Genomic DNA, 20,903 nt, shown 5'->3' with positions numbered 1-20,903 from the left:
ACCACACCTCTTTTAAATATTTAAACAAAGAACCCCTCTTTCCCATCATACAAATACAATTTGTCCATTCTCACCACGTCAAAATTGTGTTCTTCAAGTTTGATTAGCAAGTTATTCACATCACTATTTGTAATAGCTTGCTTTTCATTATTTGCGATAAACCTACAGGTTATTTGATCACTTGAAGGTTTTGAGTTTCCTGGCCAAATCGCAAGACCTTTTGAGTATATTGCTATCATTTGCAGATTACTCGATTCAAATAACCTAACTATTTGGTCAAAGTTGCTGGATTTGTCCCAAGCAAGCGCTATATCACTACCTACTAGCTTTTTGGTTTTATAGTCCTGTTCATAGCTATTTTGTATTTCACTTATTTTGCTATTTGTACTGCTACCGACTGTAAGCTCAGATAATGTTTTCGGTTTTTTTCCTAGATTATCTATAACGGCTTCTGCAAATTCTTTGGTACCAATTTTCTGTTTACTCTTTTTCTCTTTATATAAATCGGCGGTATGTATTCCATCCTCCAAAGTCTTGAGCCATGCATCGTAAATTAGTTTTGCAGTACTCACTTGACTGATGTAGACCAACATATGCACTGCAGCATTCAAAAGTCCAGAAGGATTAGCTATGTTTTTTCCTGCAATATCAGGAGCAGAACCGTGCACTGCTTCAAACATTGCATATTCATTACCTATATTGCTACTTCCAGCGAGTCCAACAGATCCAGAGGTTTGCGCCACAATGTCCGATAATATATCGCCATATAAGTTCTCGGTTACTATAACATCGAAATTCTCCGGTTCTGTGGCAACACGTGCCATCCCAATATCGACTATATAATGTTCTGCCTTTATGTCCGGGTATTCCTTTGCAATACGATCAAACGCCGCATGGAAAGTTCCGTCAGTCATTTTCATTATGTTATCTTTAGTAAGACAAGTTACCTTCTTTCTACTATGTTTTTTTGCATATTCAAAAGCGTACCTGCATATTTTTTCTGAGCCGGATCTAGTAATAATTTTAGTGCATTGGTAAGAGTCACCAGTGAGCCTGTGCTCTATTCCGGTGTAAACGTCCTCTTCATTTTCACGTATTACTACGATATCAAACTTATCGAATTTATTTTCTATAACAGGATGATATGAAATGCATGGTCTGATATTTGCATACAACCCTAGATTTTTTCTGAGTGCAACGTTTAAGCTTTTGTGGCCTTTACCTTGAGGAGTTGTTGTCGGAGATTTTAATAATATTTTTGTCCTTTCAATTGATTCCCAACCACTTGGAGAAATTCCGTGAGACCATTCTTTACTATAAACACGCTCCCCTATTTCAATAATATCTATTGAGATTTTCGCTTCTGCTTCGCGCAATATCGACAGCACCGCTTCCATGATTTCTGGTCCGATACCGTCGCCATATGCAACTGTGATTGGTGTTGACATAACTTCCCTAGTTATAAATGATTTAATATTAATTTAAATAATAGAGTGGCACAAGTAGCTAATATTACCCAAGTTAGTATATTTACGGTTATTTAATAACGTATTTTTATATTATATGATGATATTATGAAATATAGGTGGGGTTATGAATACTGAAATAAATGTTAAAGTAAATTATGTAGGATTTACAAGGCGTATTGTAGCAGAAATACTTGACCTCATCATATTTTCCCCTCATTTTATCTTCGGTTTTATCTATGGTGTATTCATCGTATCATTACAAGATCAAGATAAAGACTCTTTTCAGGAACTTGCACAACTAGCAACAGAAATACCATTTATAGTTTCTACAGTGGTCGCAACATTAGTACTAACAATATCCAAAATATTAATGGTAACAAAACTTGGTGGTACCCCAGGAAAACTATTGTGTGGTATGCATATTAAAGATGCTAATACATTTACAAATGTTACCCTTATGCAAGCAACAATAAGATGTATTTCTAAGATGTATGGTCCCAGAGTGTGATGGTGTGGATTTAGTATAAATAATTCTGGAGACTGTGTCCACTGATAACATATAAATTCATAAGGAGTAAGACCCTTAAGAGTTTTGAGTCTCTTTGCATAATTATAAGCCATAACAAAGTTATAAAGGTGTTCTTTAAGTTGCTGGTGCGATTGATAGTAATACTTCTTAACTGTAGCATCCTTTAAAGTTTTATTCATACGCTCGACTTGCCCATTCGTCCAAGGATGGCTAACTTTTGTCAAACGATGTTCAATAACATTCTCTTCGCAAACTCTATCAAATATATGTTGGAAAGCATACTTATGACGCTTCTGGTTTGTAAATTGTATACCGTTACCTGTCAAAATAGTATGGATTTTATACGGTAAAATTCTAATCAAATTACGTAAGAACTCAGCAGCTATGGGTTTTGTAGCACTGTTACACAACTCAACATAGGTAAATTTGGATGTCCTATCAATAGCAACAAACAAATGTAATTTGCCCTCCTCAGTTCTAACTTCAGCAATATCAATATGAAAGTAACCGATAGGATATTGTTTGAATTTCTTTTTTGACTTAACTTCTCCATCAACAGTTGGTAATCTGCTAATGTTGTGTCTTTGTAAACAACGATGCAAGCTAGAGCGAGTCAAATGCGGAATTGTAGACTGCAGAGCGTAAAGGCAATCATCTAGTGGCAGTAGTGTATACTTGCGAAATGTAACTATTATAGCTTCCTCTTCTAGCGTTAAAACAGTTGATCTTGGATGCTTTGGACCCATATCAGCATCTTTCGTAAATGAACGTTTTCTCCACTTAATAATAGTTTTTGGATTAAGGTTATAATGCTTGGAGAGTTTTGCTATGCTCTCTTTTCTATTTTGTATTGCTCTACGAATCGTCTGTGTTGTTTTGGCGCACCCATGTAATATCTGTCCCATAATGACTCCTTAAATGATGATGATAGTATACCATCACTCTCTGGGACCATATATCTAAGGGAAGCATCTGGATTATTTTTCGCTTTTTGCTTCATCTGCATTATCATGGTTATACTTTTCTATATCTTTTAATTGTGCTAATTTTATTTTTGTTTGCAGTATTTGATCAACGCAAACAGACTTTTTACGATAAAATTGCAAAAACAGTAGTGATAGACTATAAATCTAGTTGATATTTTTCTTTATAGGTAGTACATGGATAAAAAAGTAAACTACTCAACGATGACAAGACGTACTCTAGCATTTATAGTTGATTGTATTTTATTTATCGCAATACCATTTGGTTTAATGGCGGTGGGTTTCTCACTTACACACGCAATAAAAGGGATCATGGGTGCAATAATTGTAATCACCACGATTGTATTTTCTTTATTTTTAATGATACCATGTATATTTCATATATTCATGCTAGTAAAATTTGGCGGCACTCCAGGACACTTGTTATTTAGCATGCGCGTAAAAGACAAAGATACATTTGAGTCAATCACTACAATGCAAGCAATGAAAAGGACTATAGCTCTTTTTATAATTTATTGCATATCACTTTGTAATCCCATTTTATTCTTAGCTATACTAATCTTAGTTTTAGTATGTGCAGTAGGTGATGAACATAAACAAGCTTTTCACGACAAAATTGCAAACACGGTAGTGATAGATTATAAACCTAGTTGATATTTTCCTTTAGCTGTCTGCCACCAAGGGTGTCATTCCAGTGTCACGCGCTAACTTAAGGTAAATTGCCAACTTAACTATAAATATATTTTGGTAAATCCAAATTATTTTAGCTATAAGAGCGTTTTACTTTTTGCTCAGCATATCCATCATAACTGGCTTACTTTTAGTGATTCATGGAGTTAAAAAAGTCAGCATTGCTCTTTGTTAAAAGTAGTTTGTCACGTAAAAATTCCATTGCTTCAACGGGTCCCATAGGATTGAGTATCCTACGCACCACCCATATTTTATTTAGTATAGCCTTATCAACTAATAGCTCTTCCTTCCTTGTTCCGGATTTTGTAATATCAATAGCTGGAAATATACGTTTATCAGAAAGTTTTCTATCAAGTATGATCTCAGCATTTCCTGTACCTTTAAACTCTTCAAAAATAACTTCATCCATTTTTGAACCAGTCTCTATAAGAGCTGTGGCGATTATAGTTAAAGAACCCCCATTCTCAATATTACGAGCTGCTCCAAAAAAGCGTTTTGGTCTCTGCAGTGCGTTTGAATCTACACCACCAGTTAGAACTTTCCCAGACGAAGGAATAACCGCATTATAAGCACGTGCAAGTCTAGTAATATTGTCAAGTAGAATTACCACATCTTTTTTATGCTCAACCATTCTTTTAGCTTTTTCTATTACTATTTCAGCAAGCTGTACGTGACGGTAAGCAGGCTCATCGAACGTAGAACTTACTACCTCACCTTTTACAGAACGTATCATATCTGTTACTTCTTCAGGTCTTTCATCTATAAGTAACACTATTAATTCTACTTCAGGGTGATTTATAGCTATAGAGTTAGCCATTTGCTGAAGCAATACAGTTTTTCCTGTGCGAGGTGGAGCAACTACTAACGCTCTTTGCCCTTTTCCAAGAGGAGCTACTATATCTATAGCACGCATGCTTAAGCCTTTTTTATCATCACCATTATTACACTCAAGTACTATGCTTTCCTCAGGATAAAGAGGAAGCAAATTATCAAAATGGACGTACTTTCTTAATTCACTTACTTCAGTAGAGTTTATACTTTGAACCTTAGTTAAAGTAAAATATCTCTCTTTATCACCAGGTGGCCTTATTTCTCCATATGCCATATCTCCTGTACGTAAATTAAACTTCTTTATTTGCCCGTTAGAAATATAAACATCATCGGTACTTGGGGCATAATTTGCACTTGCTGAACGTAAGAAACCAAAACCATCAGGCAATATTTCCACTATTCCACTCCCTGTGGTTATGCCTCCTTCTTCACTCATTTTTTTCATTAAGCTGAATATTATTTCCTGCTTTAGCATTCTACCATTGCTTTTACCGTTAGTTGAAATTTTTCTTTCTTCAGCTAACTCTAACAATTCTTCTGCTGTTTTCTCTTTTAATTCGCTCAGATCTAATGTTTTTCTGTTTTTCTCATTACCTTCATTAACCATCTGTTTTACTGTATCGTTATTGTAAATTTGCTCACTTTTTTCAGGTTGAGCTGTAACCTTTCCTTTTGCCAAAACATCTCCATTGATTGTTGTCATAATCCTCCAAAAATTTTAATTGATGCTTACTAACCTAAAATGTGACTATAAGATAATAAATTAGGCTGAGCTAGTTTCAGTGCGTATCAAGCTTAATTATCATTAAACCCCGTACTTTACTTACATTATACTAATAAACACTAGCAAGTCAAGTTAATTTAATGTTAACAAAACACAAAAATTTGAGGATTTTCAATAGCTATTCTTTATATTTTTTTAACCTTTCTTGCTTCTCCTCTTCTACTTTTGCTTTTTCCACTTCTGCTTCTAAATTTTCTTGACTACATAAGCCGAGTAGTACAGGATCTTGGGGTTTTATATTTTGCATGTTATGATGAGATCCATCTCTTACCTGCTCAACTGTGTAATTTGTTGTACTAATTAATTTAGCTATAACGTTATCGTCCAAGATAGGAAATTTTTTTACTAAATAATAAATCGCATCAGGTTTATCTCTACGTCTTGCCGTAGAGGCAAAGCCAAGAATGCTACCAATCGCTTTACTCCTTTTTTTTATATTTTTTATAATCAAATTTGGTACACGATTTGGATTTTTTTTGCAATCATCGATTTCTTTTTCAGTAATTATTCCAGAAATAATAGGGTTATATTTTTCTACTTCTATTTCCTCATCAGCTATGTCTTGTACTTCTTCAAGGGCCAATCTGCAACATTGTGCTATTTGATTAAAAGTTAAACCAGTGTTGTCTACTAACCAAGCAGCTATTTGCACTAGAAACTGTTTATTTCTATCGTTATTGCCCTTAGAAGATTCCATTGACATCAAAAAAGCATCTCCCATTTAAAGTATCCCTTACTGTTATACAGAGCTAAAATATAAACTATTAAAACTAAAAAAGCATTAATTTTGTCATTCAATAACTTTTTGTTTGTCACTTCCCACCTCTTAAGTTAATTAAATGCGCTTACCTTTAAGCATATTTCAAACAAAATATTTCCCCTTCCTAAGGTATAGTATAACTCAGTTAAACATATGTTCCTATTTAAGATTAGAGAGTTAAATTTTAAGTTAATATATTGTAATATTATATATATTAGCTAATAAAGCAACAGGTTTACAAGCATTAAATTATCACTATTCTATAATTAATCATTAATTAACTGGGTTTAAAATGAATGTTAAAAATTTTTTCACTAAAGTAACCGTTGTCCTTTTAGCTTGCTTGTTAATCTTCATGGGAATTGGCAACCTTTTATCAGGTGATGATGAAAAAGAAGAGGTAGCTAGGGTTGGAAAAGAAGTTATAACGTCAGATGAGTATAAATCACTATATCAAAATTATGAAAAGCAAATTTCTGGATCTGATGCGAGTAGAGAACAAGTAAAAAAGCTGAAATATGATTTGCTTAACGCACTTATAGAGCAAAAACTATTGTTTAACCTAACTAGTGAGCTGGGGTTGACAGTTGGAGAAGAATCTATAAAAAACCATATTAAAAACACCAAATACTTTCAAAATGATAAAGGTGAATTTGACAAAAATAAATTCTATGAAACGCTAAATGACCTGCATATGACAGAGAAAGAGTATATAGCAAAGCTAGAGAAAGTCCTGCCTGCAATGATGTTCATGACTTCATTATTTAAAGATAATTATCCAGTAACTTTTGGCGAGAAAATTGATGAGCAGATATACAAAAGTCGCTACCAAACTAGAGTAGTTGATATTGTTAAAATAACTGAAGATGCAGTTACAAACATTCCTGAACCAGATGATCAAGCCTTACTTGATTTGTACGAAAGAAATAAATCCCATTTTTATTATCCTGAGTATCGAACTGCGCAATATATTTCCCTAGGCCAAAAGTATTTTGAAGATCAAATCAAGATCTCAGATGAAGAAGTTGATGGTATAATAGAACAACAAGAACTTAAAAATCAAAGAGATATATTCAATGCAATATTTTCTACCAAAGAAGAAGCTGAGACAGCAAGAAGAGCATTTGAGGAGGGTAAAACAAGCTTTGAACAGATAGTAGAAGAGTTTGGCAAAGCAAAACTTGAGGAAACTAGAGTAAATAATATAACTAAGGATTTTTTACCAGAAGACGTGAGAGAGAAGGTATTTGCTCTTAAAGTAGGTGAAGTAAGTGAAGTTTTAGCAAGCAGTTTTGGTTGGCACATAGTAAAAGTGGAAAGTGCGCATCAAATCTCTGATGAAGACTTAGTTGATTTAAAAAAAGACATAAAGTCAGTTCTAACTAACCAAAAGTCTTTTGAAAGAGTCAATGATTTCATAAACCAAGTGAACTATAAGATATACAATGGTTCAGAAATTGAAGAAATATTGAGTGAATATAATTTACCTATACAAACTATTGGTCCAGTAGATGCGAGTGGAAAAGATCAAAGCGGTAATAACGTAGGAGATTCTGGTGATTTGATTTCTTTCATTTTTTCGCGAGAAAAGGATCAGAAAGGTTATTTTAAGGGCGTTGGGGACGCTGTTGTTAGTGTAAAAATCGTCGATATCGTTCCACCCAAATTGCAAAGTTTTGAAGAAGGCAAGGCATTAGCGGTAGAGCTTTGGCGTAGTGAGTTTATAAAAGAAAGAATGTTTAAATTCGGGCAAGAGGTTGCAGTTCAACTAAGAGAAAAAACAGATTTGGAAGAAATTCAAGGTGTGGAATTAGTTAAAGGTCAGCAGATGCACCGCAATAAAGTGGATCAACAAAACTACCCCTTTTCTTTTGTAGAAGAGATTTTCAATATGAAAACAACTGGTTCAGTGACAGATCCTATTCAATACAATAATGAAATTATAATAGGTGTTCTAAAAGAAATGCATTCATCAAATGGCAAATTAAACATGCTTGACACCGGAAAACGTGTGATGATATCGCTAAAAGAGCAATTAATTAGCTATCTGGAATCAAAGTATAAAGTCGAAGTTAATCACGCTATACTTGATGATATATAATCAAAAATCTTATAAGTTGCTTCAAACGCATCCAGTGCCCAGACACACAACTGTACGAACATTGCGATTTGAGAGCAATCTTCACTAGAAAGGATGTCATCCCAGTGCCCAGACACTGGGATCCAGGAATTTTATTAAGTTGGTAAGCATAAAAGTAGCCGTTTTATGTTAAAATACAACGTTTTAATGATTAAAAAAAGGCTGGATTCCAGTGTCAAGCACTGGAATGACACCATTTGCTGTGCAATTTACCTTCACAAATGAATGTTCGTATAGCTGTACACCCGGCACTGCCCTACATTATTGGTAATTATATTATAAGGTGCAAAAGTTGTATAATTCATTTGACTTAAAACGGCTCATTGTATAAAATTGTGGCTAATATATGAATAAAGGTTAACATGGCAGTTAAAATAAGGTTGGCGAGGTTTGGCGCAAAGAAACGCCCTTTTTATAGGATAGTTGTAGCTGATTCACGAGCACCAAGAGATGGGCGTTTTATTGAGAAAATAGGACAATATGATCCAATGTTACCAAAAGACAATAAAAATCGTGTTGTGGTGAAAGCTGATAGATTAAAACATTGGCTAAGTGTAGGCGCGCAGGCAACTGAAAGAGTACTGTGGTTTATCAAAAAAGGCATAGTAACTTTAGAAACAGAACCAAAGAAAACAGAAAAGAAGAAAGTAGAGAACGAGAAAGCACAAGGGCAAGAGGCATAAGTCTCTTAAAATGCTAAATACTGATTTAACAAACAGCGATAAATTAGACGATATTGTATCTTCTGATTTGTCAGCTATGAATGACTTTGTCTTCAAAAATGTCAATGATGAAGATGCTAAGCTTGCTACTGATATTATATCTCATCTTGTTAGGTCAGGTGGAAAAAAAATAAGGCCTAAACTAGTTTTTATTATATGTAAAATGCTAAACTATTCTGGGGAGAATAGGATCAACGTTGCTGCATCGGTAGAGTTTATACACAATGCTACTTTACTTCATGATGATGTGCTCGATGAAAGTGAGGCACGCCATGGAGTTAAAACAGCGAATAAGATTTGGGGAAATAAATCAAGCATTTTAGTTGGTGATCTATTGTTGACTCTAGCATTTAGATGGCTTATAGAGTGTGGAAATTTAAATATTCTCTCTATTTTATCTAAAGCATCGCATTTACTTGTGAAGGGTGAAATAAAGCAGATGACAGCACGCTTTGACCCCCACACAGTCAGGGAAAATTATTTTGATATCATTGGAGAAAAGACAGCATCTTTATTTTCTGCATGCTGTGAAGCTGCATCAACAGTATCTGGTGCAACAAATGACGAAACAGAGAGGCTAAAGAATTTTGGTTTTAATTTTGGTATGGCATTTCAAATAGTTGATGATATGCTCGATTATACTGCTAATCAAGGCACTTCTGGAAAACAAGTCGGAAAAGACTTTTTCGAAGGTAAAGTCACCTTACCTGCTATTATAGCATACGAAAAGGGCAGTCCAGCAGAGCAAACATTCTGGGAAAAATGCTTTTCTTCAGCTAGACACAATTTTGACCAAGCATTACACTATATTAATCACCATAATGCCATTCAGCTTTCTATGGAAAAAGCTAGACACTACATTAATATGGCACAAAATGATATTAGTACTTTTTCTGATTCTTTTTATAAAACTACTTTAATTAACTTTTTAAATGCGAGCATAGAAAGACGAATGTAGCTGGCGCTTGATATTTTCAGATTAATTGTTATATATTTATTAGATTCTTAAGGGTAATGATATGTCAGATAGCAGTAAGGAGAAAAAGAAGAAGTTTGCTGATATGGTAAGTAGGCAGAAAGGTGACGACCAACAAAGTGATAACCATAAGCAAACTGATGATTTAAATGAAGATCTCAATACATTAAAAGAACGTGCAGTTCAGCTTGAAGATCATTTACGCCGTGCTGTTGCAGATAATGAAAACGTCAAACGTATAATGCAAAAGCAAATTAGCGATGCAAGTGACTACGCAGTCACAAAACTTGCACGTGATATGATCGACTCGTGCGACAATTTAAAAAGAGTAATGGAAATTTTGAAAGACGGTGATCCTGTTCATGAGGGGATTAAAGTAGCTTATCAAAAAATTATAAATGATCTAAAAAAACATGGAATAGAGGAAGTAGATCCACTTGGTGAGCTTTTTGATAGTAATTTACACCAAGCTGTTGTGGAAAGAGAAGACAATGAAAAAAAGCCTGGCACCATTGTAGAAGTACTACAAACTGGTTATACTATCAAAAATAGGTTGCTCCGTCCTGCAATGGTTATTCTTTCTAAGAAATCTGCTGATTGTGGAAGCGATTAGCATGAGGTAAATGTATAATGACAAGTATTGTCTTTTCAGGTATCCAGCCAAGTGGCGTACTACATTTAGGTAATTATCTTGGTGCAATCACACAGTGGATAGACTTACAGGATAAATACAAATCTCTTTTTTGTATTGTCGACCTACACGCAATCACAGCAAATAAGCTTCCCGCAAGTGAATTAAAAAGTAATATTTTCAAAACAGCAGCAGCTTATATTGCATGCGGAATAGATCCAGAAAAGTCCATTATTTTTAGTCAGTCCACAGTTAGTGGTCATGCAGAACTGGGCTGGCTGCTTGGATGCTATACACCAATTGGTTGGCTTAATCGCATGACTCAATTTAAAGATAAAGCTGGCAGCGATAAACAAAAAGCCTCTCTTGGATTATATAGTTATCCAGTACTTATGGCTGCAGATATATTGTTGTATCAAACTAAATACGTTCCTGTTGGTGATGATCAAAAACAGCATTTGGAGCTTGCACGTGATATTGCATCAGCTTTTAACAATCATTATAAGCTGGATTATTTCATCGTACCTGAAATCTTAACTTTGGATTGCACATCAAGGATAATGAGCTTAAGGGATGGCACAAGCAAGATGAGTAAATCTGATCCTTCAGAACATTCGTGCATTAACCTTGATGATACGGATGACTTAATTGTCAAAAAAATAGAAAAAGCAAAAACAGATTCAATTCTAGGCTTTGCTACTTTAAAGTGCCGACCAGAAATAAGCAATTTGATAAACATTTATTCAGTGCTTAGTAATGTAAATGCGGAAAAAGTATGTGAAGAAGTGAACAAACATGACATGAAGCACTTCAAAAAAGAGTTAGCTGATTTAATTATCAGTGTTATATCACCCATACGTGAGAAAATGAATGATCTTTTAAAAGACCAATTCCATTTACATGAAATATTAAAAAAAGGCACAAAGAAAGCAGCAGAAATTGCAACCCATAATATAAAAGAAATCAAGGATATTATTGGATTTGCTCAATATCTGTAAGGTTCCAAAGTGTGATGGTGCGAACCGTCATACCGCCGCGGTATCTCAGCCGCTAACACGTAGCGGGATGACGGTTTTTCAAATTGTCGGTAAATCTAAGTCAGTTTAGCTATAGGCAGCAATTTTCTGTATTTATTTTAAGTTGAAGAAAGCTCAAATGAAAAATCGTGTTTTGCTAAAAATCACAGAATGCAGTCTGGTTACAAAATTCTCTAATGGTCTTAAATAAAACTTCCAGTGAATGATTGTCAGACATATTGTGCTCTGCTGATTTTATTAAGTGTACTTCAACATCGGTTGACTTAATTTTTTCAGCTAAATTCAATGAAGTTTGATAAGGAACATCTTTATCATTAATGCTATGCAGCAAGCGCACAGGACAGTTTATCTCTATTGTCTTTTTGTTTAAAAGAAGGTTCTTTCTGCCATCTTCGATCAAATTTTTAGTTATTTTGTATGTACAATGCTCTGAAGTAAAATCTATTACACCTTTAGAATCTAGTTCTTCTTTTTGCTTGCCTGACAATTGCTTGAATATCAAATCTTCAGTAAAATCGGGAGCAGACGATATACCAATTAGTGCTGCAATTTTTTCTGGAAATTGAAGGGCAGTGAGCAACATCAGCCATCCTCCCATACTTGAACCTATAATTATTTGTTTATCGCTAGTTAATTCACTCATTACTTTAGCACAATTTTTTTGCCAATCACTTATCGTGTAATCAATAAAATTACCACTTGAATGACCGTGACCAAAATAATCAAATAGCACAAGTGCTACGTCATTTTCTTGGCAAAATTTGTAAATAGCAGTTGCTTTAGTTCCATCCATATTGGATGCAAATCCACCGAAAAAAACTACAGAAGCTTTCTTTCCTTGTAGCTTTCGATATGCTATGTGACCATTATTTCCATCAAACAATTTACAATAATCCATACTACTTTGGCAAAGCAACCGGGCTATCACTCAATTGATGCAAATAACTAACTAGATCTGCAATTTCTTGTGGATTGGAAATACCTGCAAATGCCATACGTGTACCTTTTATATAGGCTTTTGGGTTCTTTAAAAAGGCAAATAGCTCCTCATACCCCCATTTTCCACCTCTTTCAAGCACTGCTTTTGAGTAATTGAATGAGTTACCAAGATGGGCCTTTTTATTTCCAACTATGTTCCATAAGTTTGGTCCTACTTTATTCATTCCACCTTTCTCAAAACTATGGCAGGCTATACATTTTTTTGCTGCTGATTTACCTTTCTCAAAGCTAGCATTCTGCATGAGCGCTCCAATATCAAGCGCCACTTGCTCGATTTTTTGCTGGAACTCATTGCTGCCAGCAGCTACTATCGTTTGGTGTTCAATCTTATATTCTTCTGGACTGTAAAGCATATCAACTACATTACTAACTATCATAATGATTAGCCCAGAAAGTAAAATCGATGCTGCAATCTTATTAAGCTCCATAGTTAATTTTTATTAAGTAATGTTACTTAAATTATGCGAATATTTTCGCAAATAGCAACCAATTACCTTGAAGCTCGCTAAAGATGAGAGTCTCTATAGCTGACCCAAGAAAGGTTTTCCTACGTCCATACCGCCGCGAACCGTCATACCGCGATTCATTCGCGGTATCTCAGCCGCTAACAAGAGATCCCGCTAACAAGTAGCGGGATGACGAGGTTCACTGCCATTAAGTTAAGGAAAGAATGGTTAAAAACTGAACTAAAAAGTCAGAAATAATTAAGGATTTATGACAAATACTGAAACAGAATAGAGTAAACTTTAAAGCAGATAAACTCTGAAGTGTAAATTACTTAAGAAATAGTTTGTTTAGAAGTCATTTTACAGGAGCTATGGCAATAAGCTACCCAGTTATTATCAGAAGATATGAATACTACCTCTAGTCAAAATATGTGTTTTCTAACCCTTTTTTGGTAATTGAACGAACGAAGATAAGGTACCTTATGACGATCAACTTTCCTTCCCTTTCTTACCGCCAAAGTGTTCATCAAAAATAGCTTTGATAATTGATCCATAATGCAGTCAGTATCTGATTCCGTAGCAAAAATGTCGAAAGCCAAGTTTTTGATCGCGTTAAATGAGACAGATTTGTTAATGCTCCTCTTAAGCTTATCATCGGTTAAGTCCATATTCAACGCTTCTTCTACATCTTCTGTCATAACACTTTCTAGGTTGCTAATAAAGATAGCTGACCAAAAATCCTGTTTAACAGACTCAACACTTTTTCCTGTAAAATTTTCTAGACTTAGTCTTCCTTTGAGTTTTGCAAAAAATGTCTCAACTCCCCAGCGTAAAAAATATAACTCCTTAAATCCTCCAGTTTGAAACTTTTGTTCATCCATTAATGATGTAGCTAACACTTCAATTTCACCAGATGGCAGTACCACTTTGAAGCGTTATTCCACTATTTTCTTGTTTTATCTTACGCTGAGCACATATGGTAACCTCAACACTAGATGGGCTTTTTTCTTCAAACATAGCATTCACTTCATTAAAAGATGATCTGGGACATCGAATGACATAAGCAATTTTTCTTTTTGTAAGGCTAGAAAGAAATTTATAAGATAAATATACAAATCAGTAAGTCATTAGTATTTACAACTTTAAGCATTTCATCTGCTAAGTTAATTTCATGAGTGTTACCTCTATCTAACACTGACCTTATGGCAACATTATTTAGCACATCTTAACAAACCGCAAAGGTTGCACTTGCATAATCACCTAAATCTTTTGGTTTTTGGTTACGTATTTTTCTTGAGCCAAATTCATTTTTTATTTCAACGCTTGTTGGTAAAATGATTTTGGAGGCATCAAGAGCTAACACTCTAAAGCCAAAACAAGTTTTAAATTTTTGGTCTTGGTAGTACAAGGAAACCACACCTTCGTTAATTTCTGAAAATGCACTGTGTTTCATTTTTTTTCTTGCTTGACTAAAAGCACTAGCAGTAACGGTATAGTCTTTTTTCCTATATAAAATAAATTCGTTTAGTATTACTTGCAGCGACTTTACACTTTTTCTTAAAATTAAGATAAATATGTCAATAAAAGATAACTTCCTCTTTCTCATAAAATCTTTTGAAGATGATTTATGGGATTCTATAAATTCTAGACTTGCCAATTCATTTTGAATAAATTTTATTACTGCCTTTTTTACTCATACTACCTTTAAACTTATTGGTATACATCATTATCCCATAAAATCTATCTTTTTTCCTTAACTTAATGGCAGTGAGACGAGGTTATCGTCATGCCGCCACGAACCGTCATACCGCGATTCATTCGCGGTATCTCTTAGCCGCTAACAAGTAGCTGGATGACGATTGTCAGGGTGTAATCCCAGTGTCCCTATGATGTCATCCCAGTGCTTGACACTGGGATCCAGGAAAGTTTGCTTGTAAGCAAGCAAACTAGCACAGAAAGTGGTTACAACATTTTCGATGAGATTATATGGAAAACTGGATCCCAGTGTCAAGCACTGGGATGACAAAAAAAGGAGCACTGGAATGGCACCATTTGTTATGTTTAACAAAGTTCGTACTTAGCTTCATGTTAGCCATAAATATTTAAGAAATTTACCAAATGGAAAAAAAGGCAAAAGAAGCCCCATGGTTAACTAGTTCTGACGCTGGTTTCCATCCAAGACGGCAGTAGCCCCTTCGGTGTCATTCCAGTGTCAAGCACTGGAATGACAAAGGAGAGCAGTGTCAGCTACTTGGATGACACCTTTTTTCTACTTAGTGTGGGTTATACAAGAAGTCTATTGTATGGCTATTGCTGGTCGTATATTACTTATAGCTTATCTATTCAAATTGCAACTTTGTTTTTCATAATTAATTATTGACAGAAATTATTAATTGGGTTATTATTAAATTATCGTTAACAAGTGAGGCAAAGAAATGATGATATCCAATAGTTCTTCATTGCTAAAAGATAGTCAGGAGCTTACTAAAACTAAGCAGACTATATGGAAACCTTTAATTGCTGTTTCATTATTATCTATATTTAGTTTCATATCTGGTCAATATCTTCCTTATGTTATTATAGCAGTTTCTGGTTCTGGTCCTATTGCAGCAGTGCCTTTAGCAATTTTTGCTGTTTCTACGGTTGTTGCACTTATTTCAGTGACATATCTTGTTAAACTGGCTATTTCTAGAGATGATAATAAGAAAGAAGTAGGTCTTAATGGACAGAAATTCGGCCATACTCCATCTCAAGAACCACAAAAATTTGTGTGTAAAAATTGTACTAATCTGGAGAATAAATCAAATGTACCTACTCCTCAATCACCTCCAGTAACGTTTGGAACACAACCAAATCCAAGTGTCAGTGTACCACCGCCGCCACCTCCTCCATTGCCACAAGATGCTGCACTACCACCTCCGCCTCCGCATTTTTTTACAGCTTCCAAGCGTACGGAGCAACCTAAGAATGATGCACCGAAGAAGGCTGGTGAACCTGAGAATAATAATCATTCTACTCTGTTTGAACAGATAAGAGGAGGTACTACGTTAAAAAGAGTGGGCAGCAACAAAATTTTACAAATGAATTGAAAGCAAAATTAGAAAGTAGTGGGGGCACTGACAAAAAAGAAACACCAGAAGAGTTTGCTGCAAGAATAGATAGGGAGCAAGCAGAGAGAAAGAAGTCGGATGATAATGATTCAGATTAGACAAAGAGACTTAAGGAGAGAGTAGCAGTCATGCAATTCTCAGATAGTGAAAGTGAGCATTCTGATTCTATTAGCGATTCAGATTGGACTACAGATGAAAGCAAAGACAAACAAAAAGAGATAGAGCAGGAAAAAGAGGAGCAGACAAAACACACAAATTCCCCATCAAGCAAGGAAGAAGGAAGCGGGGGTCTTGACAGTGGTATAGGATCTAGAGCCACATCTCCGATACATCCTGAACAAGAAACAGAGGAGTCACCGGTACCGCCAAGTTCGTGTGTTGATTCACCACAAGTAAATAATGTTGACTCAGTGGATAATGAGGTGCAAGATTCACCTCCTCTTTCTGTTGAGGATCGCATAGCACAGTTTGGTGGAAAAGCGTTGCGATGCCAAAAGGAAAATGTTGTACAAGGACTATGATAACTATGAAATGGTCAGCCATGCACTTTCCTTCCTTTTCAAAATAAGTTTACCTACAGGTCTGATTGTATTAAGATTACTTAATACAATCAGATCTATTATATGCGTTTATCCAAATATTACCTGCCAACTCTAAAGGAAAAGCCTGCCCATGCTAAAATTATCTCCCATCAATATTCTTTGCGTGCAGGTTTAATAAAGCAGATAGCATCTGGCATCTATACGTGGTTACCACTTGGTCTCTTAGTGCTTAAGAATATTGAAGATATTATCAGAGATGAAATGAACAAATCCGGTGCTATTGAAGCATTAATGCCTTGTGTGCAACCAGCAAGTCTTTGGCGAGAATCAGGGCGTTACGATGATTACGGTAAGGAAATGCTACGCATAAAGGATAGGCATGAGGAAGATATGCTTTTTGGTCCAACGCATGAGGAGATAGCAACTGATTTAATTAGAGATGTGGTAAAAAGTTACAAAGATTTGCCACTTTGTTTATACCAAATTCAATGGAAATTCCGTGATGAGGTAAGACCACGTTATGGTGTTATGAGGGGCAGGGAATTTTTGATGAAGGATGCATACAGTTTTGATGTAGATTACGAAGGTGCACTGAATTCATATAATTTGATGTACAAAACTTACATAAAAATCTTCAAACGCATGGGATTTACTCCAATTGGAGTTCGAGCTGATACGGGGCCAATTGGAGGAAATTTGAGCCACGAGTTTCATATATTGGCAAACACTGGTGAGAGCACTTTATATTATGACAATAAATTTTCTGAACTACTAGAGAGTGAAGATATTGAAAGTTTAAAGAGTATATATGCAGTTGCAGATGATATGCATGATCCTGAGACTTGCCCTATATCACAAGAACAGTTAAATGTTAGTAAGGGTATTGAAATAGGGCATATTTTTTATTTTGGTGATAAATATTCGAAGCCTATGAAGGCAAGTGTTACTTCTCAAGATGGAAAAAATGTCAATATACATATGGGTTCGTATGGCATTGGGGTTTCAAGACTTGTTGGTGCAATAATAGAAGCTTTTCATGATGATAAAGGAATTATCTGGCCAGAATCGGTAGCTCCTTTCAGAATTGGTTTAATCAATTTACAACCGAAAGTAACGGAGGCTGCAGATAAAATATATAAAGCTTTGAAAAGCGATGAAGTGCTTTACGATGATACGGAAGGGAGTGTAGGAGTAAAATTTTCTAGAATGGATCTGATAGGCTTGCCGTGGCAAATAATTGTCGGAAAAAAGGCAATAGATGAAAAGATAGTTGAAGTAAAAAATAGAGCAACTGGAGAGGTAAAGGAAATGCAGATTGAAGAAGCAATAAATCACTTTAGCACAAAATGATACACGGTATCGGCACTGACATAGTATATATACCAAGAGTATCGAGGATATTACAAAAATACGGGGAAAAATTTCTCAATAGAATCTACACTGAAAAAGAAATAGAGCTAAGTAGAAAGTATAATAGTCAAGAAATGCGAGCAAGGTATTTTGCTAAACGCTTTGCAGCAAAGGAGGCTTTTGTTAAAGCACGAGGTAGTGGTCAGGGTATTATAATGAAAGATATAGAAATATACAATGATGTAAGAGGCAAGCCATATCTTACCGTTAGCAAGGATTTTATCTCCAAAATTCATCTTTCTCTAAGTGACGATGGAGATTACGCTACTGCATTTGTTGTAATTTGCGTCTATAGCTCACACAGATAAAGTTTACTCTTTTGTCATCCTATGGCTTACTGTATGAACATTCATTTTTAAAGGTAAACTGCACAGCAAATGGTCAGTGCTTGACACTGTCCTCCTTTGTCATCCCAGTGCCCAGACACTGGCTTTCTGCAATCTCATCGAAAACGTTTTTCTATGCTAGTTTGCTTGCTCACAAGCAAACTTTCCTGGATCCAAGTAGTCAGGGCACTGGGATGACATCTTTGTTGTGTTTAACAAAAACAAATGTTCGTACAGTTGTGGAATGAATCGCAGTATAGCTATAGCATACACAAACAACTAAAAAAACATAGCGGTTTTTCTATGATTTTAGTATAATTCTAGCTTTACCTAAACAAAAAGATGAATTATTTAATGGACTGTGTTTTAACGTCTCTTTCCTTACCATTTTCAATTACCGAGAATTATTTATTAATTACTGCGTTGATTCCACTTTTAAGTGCGTTAGTTATTTTTTTTACTGGTAAATGGCCCAGAGTGAACAATAGTATCACTGTCACTTCTTCTGTACTTCTATTTGCGTATACGTGTCTGTGCACTTTATATTGGGTGTACGGTGATCATTCTCAATTTATCCTCATGGATTTTGGTAATAATTTGCACATTAGTTTAAAGCTAGAGTCTACCGGAGTAATATTCAGTTTATTGATATCGTTTTTATGGATACTAACCAGTGTATATGCAATATGTTATATGCAGAATAACTATGCTGATAGCAATCACTCAAGTTTTCTATGCTTTTTTTCAATATCGATTAGCTGTGCAATGTTTATTGCTTTTTCTGGAGATTTGCTCACTACATTTGTCTTTTATGAGCTTCTAACTATTAGTACATACCCTCTGGTTACTTACAACTCAACAAATGAATCAATGATTGCAGGACGCTATTACTTTGGCGTGCTATTTTTCTCTTCTTTGGTATTATTTTTTCCTGCAATAGGCCTTTTATATAATGAATTTCATACTTTAGACTTTGTAAGTGGTGGAATATTCAAATTTGATACTTCACTCATCACTTTTATTGCAGTGTGTTTTGCTATGCTAATTTACGGAATAGGAAAAGCTGCATTAATGCCAATGCATTTTTGGTTACCAAAAGCAATGGTTGCACCAACTCCTGTGAGTGCACTACTGCATGCTGTTGCTGTTGTGAAATCCGGAGTTTTCATCATCATAAAAGTTATATTATACACTTTCGGCGTCGATAATATGCAACGTTTTGTGCAGCAAAATTGGTTTGCTGGAGGGTGGCTTCCGTACGCTGCTGGATTTACTATTATTACTGCATCATTGATTGCACTAAAGCAAAAAGAATTAAAGAAGTTGCTTGCTTACTCTACCATCTCTCAATTGTCGTATATTATATTATTCGCTTCAATTTTTAGTGATCTCAGCATGAGGGTTGCAATTTTTCAATTAGTTTGCCACGCATTTGCAAAAATCACTTTGTTTTTCGTTGCCGGAGCAATAATAACGAGAGCAGGTGAGAAATATATAGATAAGATTTACGGTATAGGACGCAGTATGCCAATTAGCATGACAGCATTTGCTATAGGTGCATTGTCTATGATAGGGGTGCCGCCTGCTCCGACTTTTTGGGGTAAATTTCTCATTTTTCAAGCTGTTTTCAACTCTGGCAATGTAATACTTTCTGTGTTTGTAACTCTAGTGTTAATTGTTAGTACTATACTCAACGCTCTGTACTTTTTACCGATAATTTACAATGCCTTTTTCTTAAAACCTTCTCAGAATTACTTTATTAAAAAAACACCAATTCTTCTAGTTTTACCTCTAGTTATTACTGCTATGTGCACTTTGGTTATTTTTTTTAGCTACCAAGTAATATTTTAAAATCTGTATTTATAACCATTAACAATAAATTTAAATGGTATTATACCAGCCAGAGTTGCTTTTATATTCGACAAAGTGAAGCTAATCTCCACAGTATCCTCCTTATTTTGCTCGGTTGTAAAAACTACAGTAGCATTTCCAGCAAATGTAACTAAGTCCTTGGTCGATCGATCAATAGATAATGTTATTACATTTATGTTGGCGATTTTTCTTTTAGATAAAGACAAATTACCAGCTTCATTATTCGTTTTTTCCTGAAAGCATTGATAGATTTTATGTATAGAATTGTTTCTTATAAAATTTTCTTGGTACTTCGGTTCAACGATCTTAATGGACTCGTATATTTCAATGTATTTACTTATTAAGTACCTCGCTGTGGAAGTGTATTCATCTTCCTTTTTACTGAAACTAAGCTTATGCATTGCAGAGAACTCATCTTCTGTGTGGTTCATATACTTCACAAAATTTAAATCTTTTTTAATAGGAAATAACAGGTATATGTTTAATGTTAATAAACATAAGCATACTAGGAGAAGCGATACTATTAATGCCATCCAAGATCTTTCTGCTACACAAAACAGATACCTATGGCAGTACCATTCGACTGCTTTACTGAAATAACTTTTGTTTTTTACTGATTCAAGCAATTTATCTTCCATAACACAAT

Annotated in this window: 22 protein-coding genes and 2 pseudogenes; 14 read left to right on the top strand and 10 right to left on the bottom strand. The window is 35.0% G+C overall.

Annotation, left to right across the window (positions count from 1 at the left end; translation table 11 throughout):
* Positions 1-20: 20 nt before the first annotated feature.
* On the bottom strand, positions 21-1,448 hold the full coding sequence (gene icd, locus AACH21_RS06815; RefSeq protein ID WP_006279798.1) for an isocitrate dehydrogenase: 1,428 nt from the start codon (positions 1,446-1,448) through the stop codon (positions 21-23).
* 145 nt (positions 1,449-1,593) lie between these two features.
* Here icd and AACH21_RS06810 point away from each other — a divergent pair, with 145 nt between their 5' ends.
* Positions 1,594-1,977: an RDD family protein gene (locus AACH21_RS06810; protein ID WP_338482512.1), complete on the top strand. Its 384-nt coding sequence runs from the start codon at positions 1,594-1,596 to the stop codon at positions 1,975-1,977.
* On the opposite strand, the pseudogene AACH21_RS06805 reads toward AACH21_RS06810, so the two are convergent.
* A pseudogene (locus tag AACH21_RS06805) lies at positions 1,959-2,903 on the bottom strand (IS481 family transposase); the annotation flags it as partial. The gene AACH21_RS06810 and the pseudogene AACH21_RS06805 overlap by 19 nt on opposite strands.
* Positions 2,904-2,975: 72 nt before the next feature.
* Positions 2,976-3,104, bottom strand: coding sequence for a hypothetical protein (locus AACH21_RS07175; RefSeq protein WP_256359310.1), 129 nt, complete (start codon positions 3,102-3,104; stop codon positions 2,976-2,978).
* Between the two features lie 54 nt (positions 3,105-3,158).
* On the opposite strand from AACH21_RS07175, the gene AACH21_RS06795 reads away from it, so the two are divergent.
* Positions 3,159-3,635, top strand: coding sequence for an RDD family protein (locus tag AACH21_RS06795; RefSeq protein WP_338482511.1), 477 nt, complete (start codon positions 3,159-3,161; stop codon positions 3,633-3,635).
* A 166-nt stretch (positions 3,636-3,801) separates the two neighbouring features.
* On the opposite strand, the gene rho is transcribed toward AACH21_RS06795, so the two are convergent.
* Together rho and AACH21_RS06785 are read right to left on the bottom strand one after the other, a co-directional pair.
* Entirely contained in the window at positions 3,802-5,205 is a 1,404-nt protein-coding gene (rho, locus tag AACH21_RS06790) for a transcription termination factor Rho (protein ID WP_338482510.1), read from the bottom strand.
* Positions 5,206-5,404: 199 nt separating this feature from the next.
* Positions 5,405-6,007: a cell cycle transcriptional regulator TrcR gene (locus AACH21_RS06785; protein WP_006279803.1), complete on the bottom strand. Its 603-nt coding sequence runs from the start codon at positions 6,005-6,007 to the stop codon at positions 5,405-5,407.
* Between the two features lie 331 nt (positions 6,008-6,338).
* Between AACH21_RS06785 and AACH21_RS06780 the strand changes: the two genes are divergently transcribed.
* The 5 genes from AACH21_RS06780 (at position 6,339) to trpS (ending at position 11,513) form a co-directional block, all read left to right on the top strand.
* A complete protein-coding gene (locus tag AACH21_RS06780; protein WP_236514542.1) occupies positions 6,339-8,147 on the top strand; it encodes a peptidylprolyl isomerase in 1,809 nt (602 codons plus the stop codon).
* Between the two features lie 401 nt (positions 8,148-8,548).
* Entirely contained in the window at positions 8,549-8,869 is a 321-nt protein-coding gene (rpsP, locus tag AACH21_RS06775; RefSeq protein WP_006279266.1) for a 30S ribosomal protein S16, read from the top strand.
* 10 nt (positions 8,870-8,879) lie between these two features.
* Positions 8,880-9,866: a polyprenyl synthetase family protein gene (locus AACH21_RS06770; protein WP_182320705.1), complete on the top strand. Its 987-nt coding sequence runs from the start codon at positions 8,880-8,882 to the stop codon at positions 9,864-9,866.
* A gap of 61 nt (positions 9,867-9,927) precedes the next feature.
* Positions 9,928-10,497: a nucleotide exchange factor GrpE gene (locus AACH21_RS06765; protein WP_012673267.1), complete on the top strand. Its 570-nt coding sequence runs from the start codon at positions 9,928-9,930 to the stop codon at positions 10,495-10,497.
* A 17-nt stretch (positions 10,498-10,514) separates the two neighbouring features.
* Positions 10,515-11,513 carry a tryptophan--tRNA ligase gene (gene trpS / locus AACH21_RS06760; protein ID WP_338482509.1) on the top strand — a complete coding sequence of 333 codons (999 nt, stop codon included), beginning with the start codon at positions 10,515-10,517 and terminating at the stop codon, positions 11,511-11,513.
* A 175-nt stretch (positions 11,514-11,688) separates the two neighbouring features.
* On the opposite strand, the gene AACH21_RS06755 is transcribed toward trpS, so the two are convergent.
* The 4 genes and pseudogenes from AACH21_RS06755 to AACH21_RS06740 form a co-directional block, all read right to left on the bottom strand.
* Positions 11,689-12,450, bottom strand: a complete 762-nt coding sequence (locus AACH21_RS06755) for an alpha/beta hydrolase (RefSeq protein ID WP_236514540.1) — start codon at positions 12,448-12,450, stop codon at positions 11,689-11,691.
* A gap of 1 nt (position 12,451) precedes the next feature.
* A complete protein-coding gene (locus tag AACH21_RS06750; protein ID WP_010082469.1) occupies positions 12,452-12,979 on the bottom strand; it encodes a c-type cytochrome in 528 nt (175 codons plus the stop codon).
* 440 nt (positions 12,980-13,419) lie between these two features.
* Positions 13,420-14,675, bottom strand: a pseudogene (locus AACH21_RS06745) (IS4 family transposase).
* Positions 14,676-14,834: 159 nt separating this feature from the next.
* The gene (locus tag AACH21_RS06740; protein ID WP_338482508.1) at positions 14,835-15,035 is read right to left on the bottom strand and encodes a hypothetical protein; all 201 of its coding nucleotides are present in this window, start codon (positions 15,033-15,035) and stop codon (positions 14,835-14,837) included.
* Positions 15,036-15,432: 397 nt separating this feature from the next.
* Here AACH21_RS06740 and AACH21_RS06735 point away from each other — a divergent pair, with 397 nt between their 5' ends.
* The 7 genes from AACH21_RS06735 (at position 15,433) to AACH21_RS06705 (ending at position 20,236) form a co-directional block, all read left to right on the top strand.
* Positions 15,433-16,086: a hypothetical protein gene (locus AACH21_RS06735; RefSeq protein ID WP_338482507.1), complete on the top strand. Its 654-nt coding sequence runs from the start codon at positions 15,433-15,435 to the stop codon at positions 16,084-16,086.
* Complete coding sequence (locus tag AACH21_RS06730; protein ID WP_255324038.1) at positions 16,083-16,205, top strand: hypothetical protein; 123 nt, start codon at positions 16,083-16,085, stop codon at positions 16,203-16,205. Before AACH21_RS06735 ends, AACH21_RS06730 begins: the two co-directional genes overlap by 4 nt.
* A 30-nt stretch (positions 16,206-16,235) precedes the next feature.
* Complete coding sequence (locus tag AACH21_RS06725) at positions 16,236-16,628, top strand: hypothetical protein (RefSeq protein ID WP_236514298.1); 393 nt, start codon at positions 16,236-16,238, stop codon at positions 16,626-16,628.
* A gap of 102 nt (positions 16,629-16,730) precedes the next feature.
* A complete protein-coding gene (gene proS / locus AACH21_RS06720; protein ID WP_236514297.1) occupies positions 16,731-17,999 on the top strand; it encodes a proline--tRNA ligase in 1,269 nt (422 codons plus the stop codon).
* Positions 17,996-18,367 (top strand): holo-[acyl-carrier-protein] synthase, encoded by a 372-nt coding sequence (locus AACH21_RS06715; RefSeq protein WP_006279473.1) that lies wholly within the window; start codon positions 17,996-17,998, stop codon positions 18,365-18,367. Before proS ends, AACH21_RS06715 begins: the two co-directional genes overlap by 4 nt.
* 11 nt (positions 18,368-18,378) lie before the next feature.
* The gene (locus AACH21_RS06710; protein ID WP_174930867.1) at positions 18,379-18,633 is read left to right on the top strand and encodes a hypothetical protein; all 255 of its coding nucleotides are present in this window, start codon (positions 18,379-18,381) and stop codon (positions 18,631-18,633) included.
* A 106-nt stretch (positions 18,634-18,739) separates the two neighbouring features.
* Positions 18,740-20,236 (top strand): proton-conducting transporter membrane subunit, encoded by a 1,497-nt coding sequence (locus tag AACH21_RS06705; RefSeq protein WP_077188396.1) that lies wholly within the window; start codon positions 18,740-18,742, stop codon positions 20,234-20,236.
* Here the strand turns inward: AACH21_RS06705 and AACH21_RS06700 are convergent.
* Positions 20,233-20,895 carry a conjugal transfer protein TraJ gene (locus tag AACH21_RS06700; protein ID WP_236514296.1) on the bottom strand — a complete coding sequence of 221 codons (663 nt, stop codon included), beginning with the start codon at positions 20,893-20,895 and terminating at the stop codon, positions 20,233-20,235. The genes AACH21_RS06705 and AACH21_RS06700 overlap by 4 nt on opposite strands.
* Positions 20,896-20,903 lie beyond the last annotated feature (8 nt).

It is taken from the genome of Wolbachia endosymbiont (group A) of Ophion costatus (assembly GCF_963969245.1).
GTDB lineage: Bacteria > Pseudomonadota > Alphaproteobacteria > Rickettsiales > Anaplasmataceae > Wolbachia > Wolbachia pipientis.
This window is presented reverse-complemented; position numbering and strand designations above follow the sequence as displayed.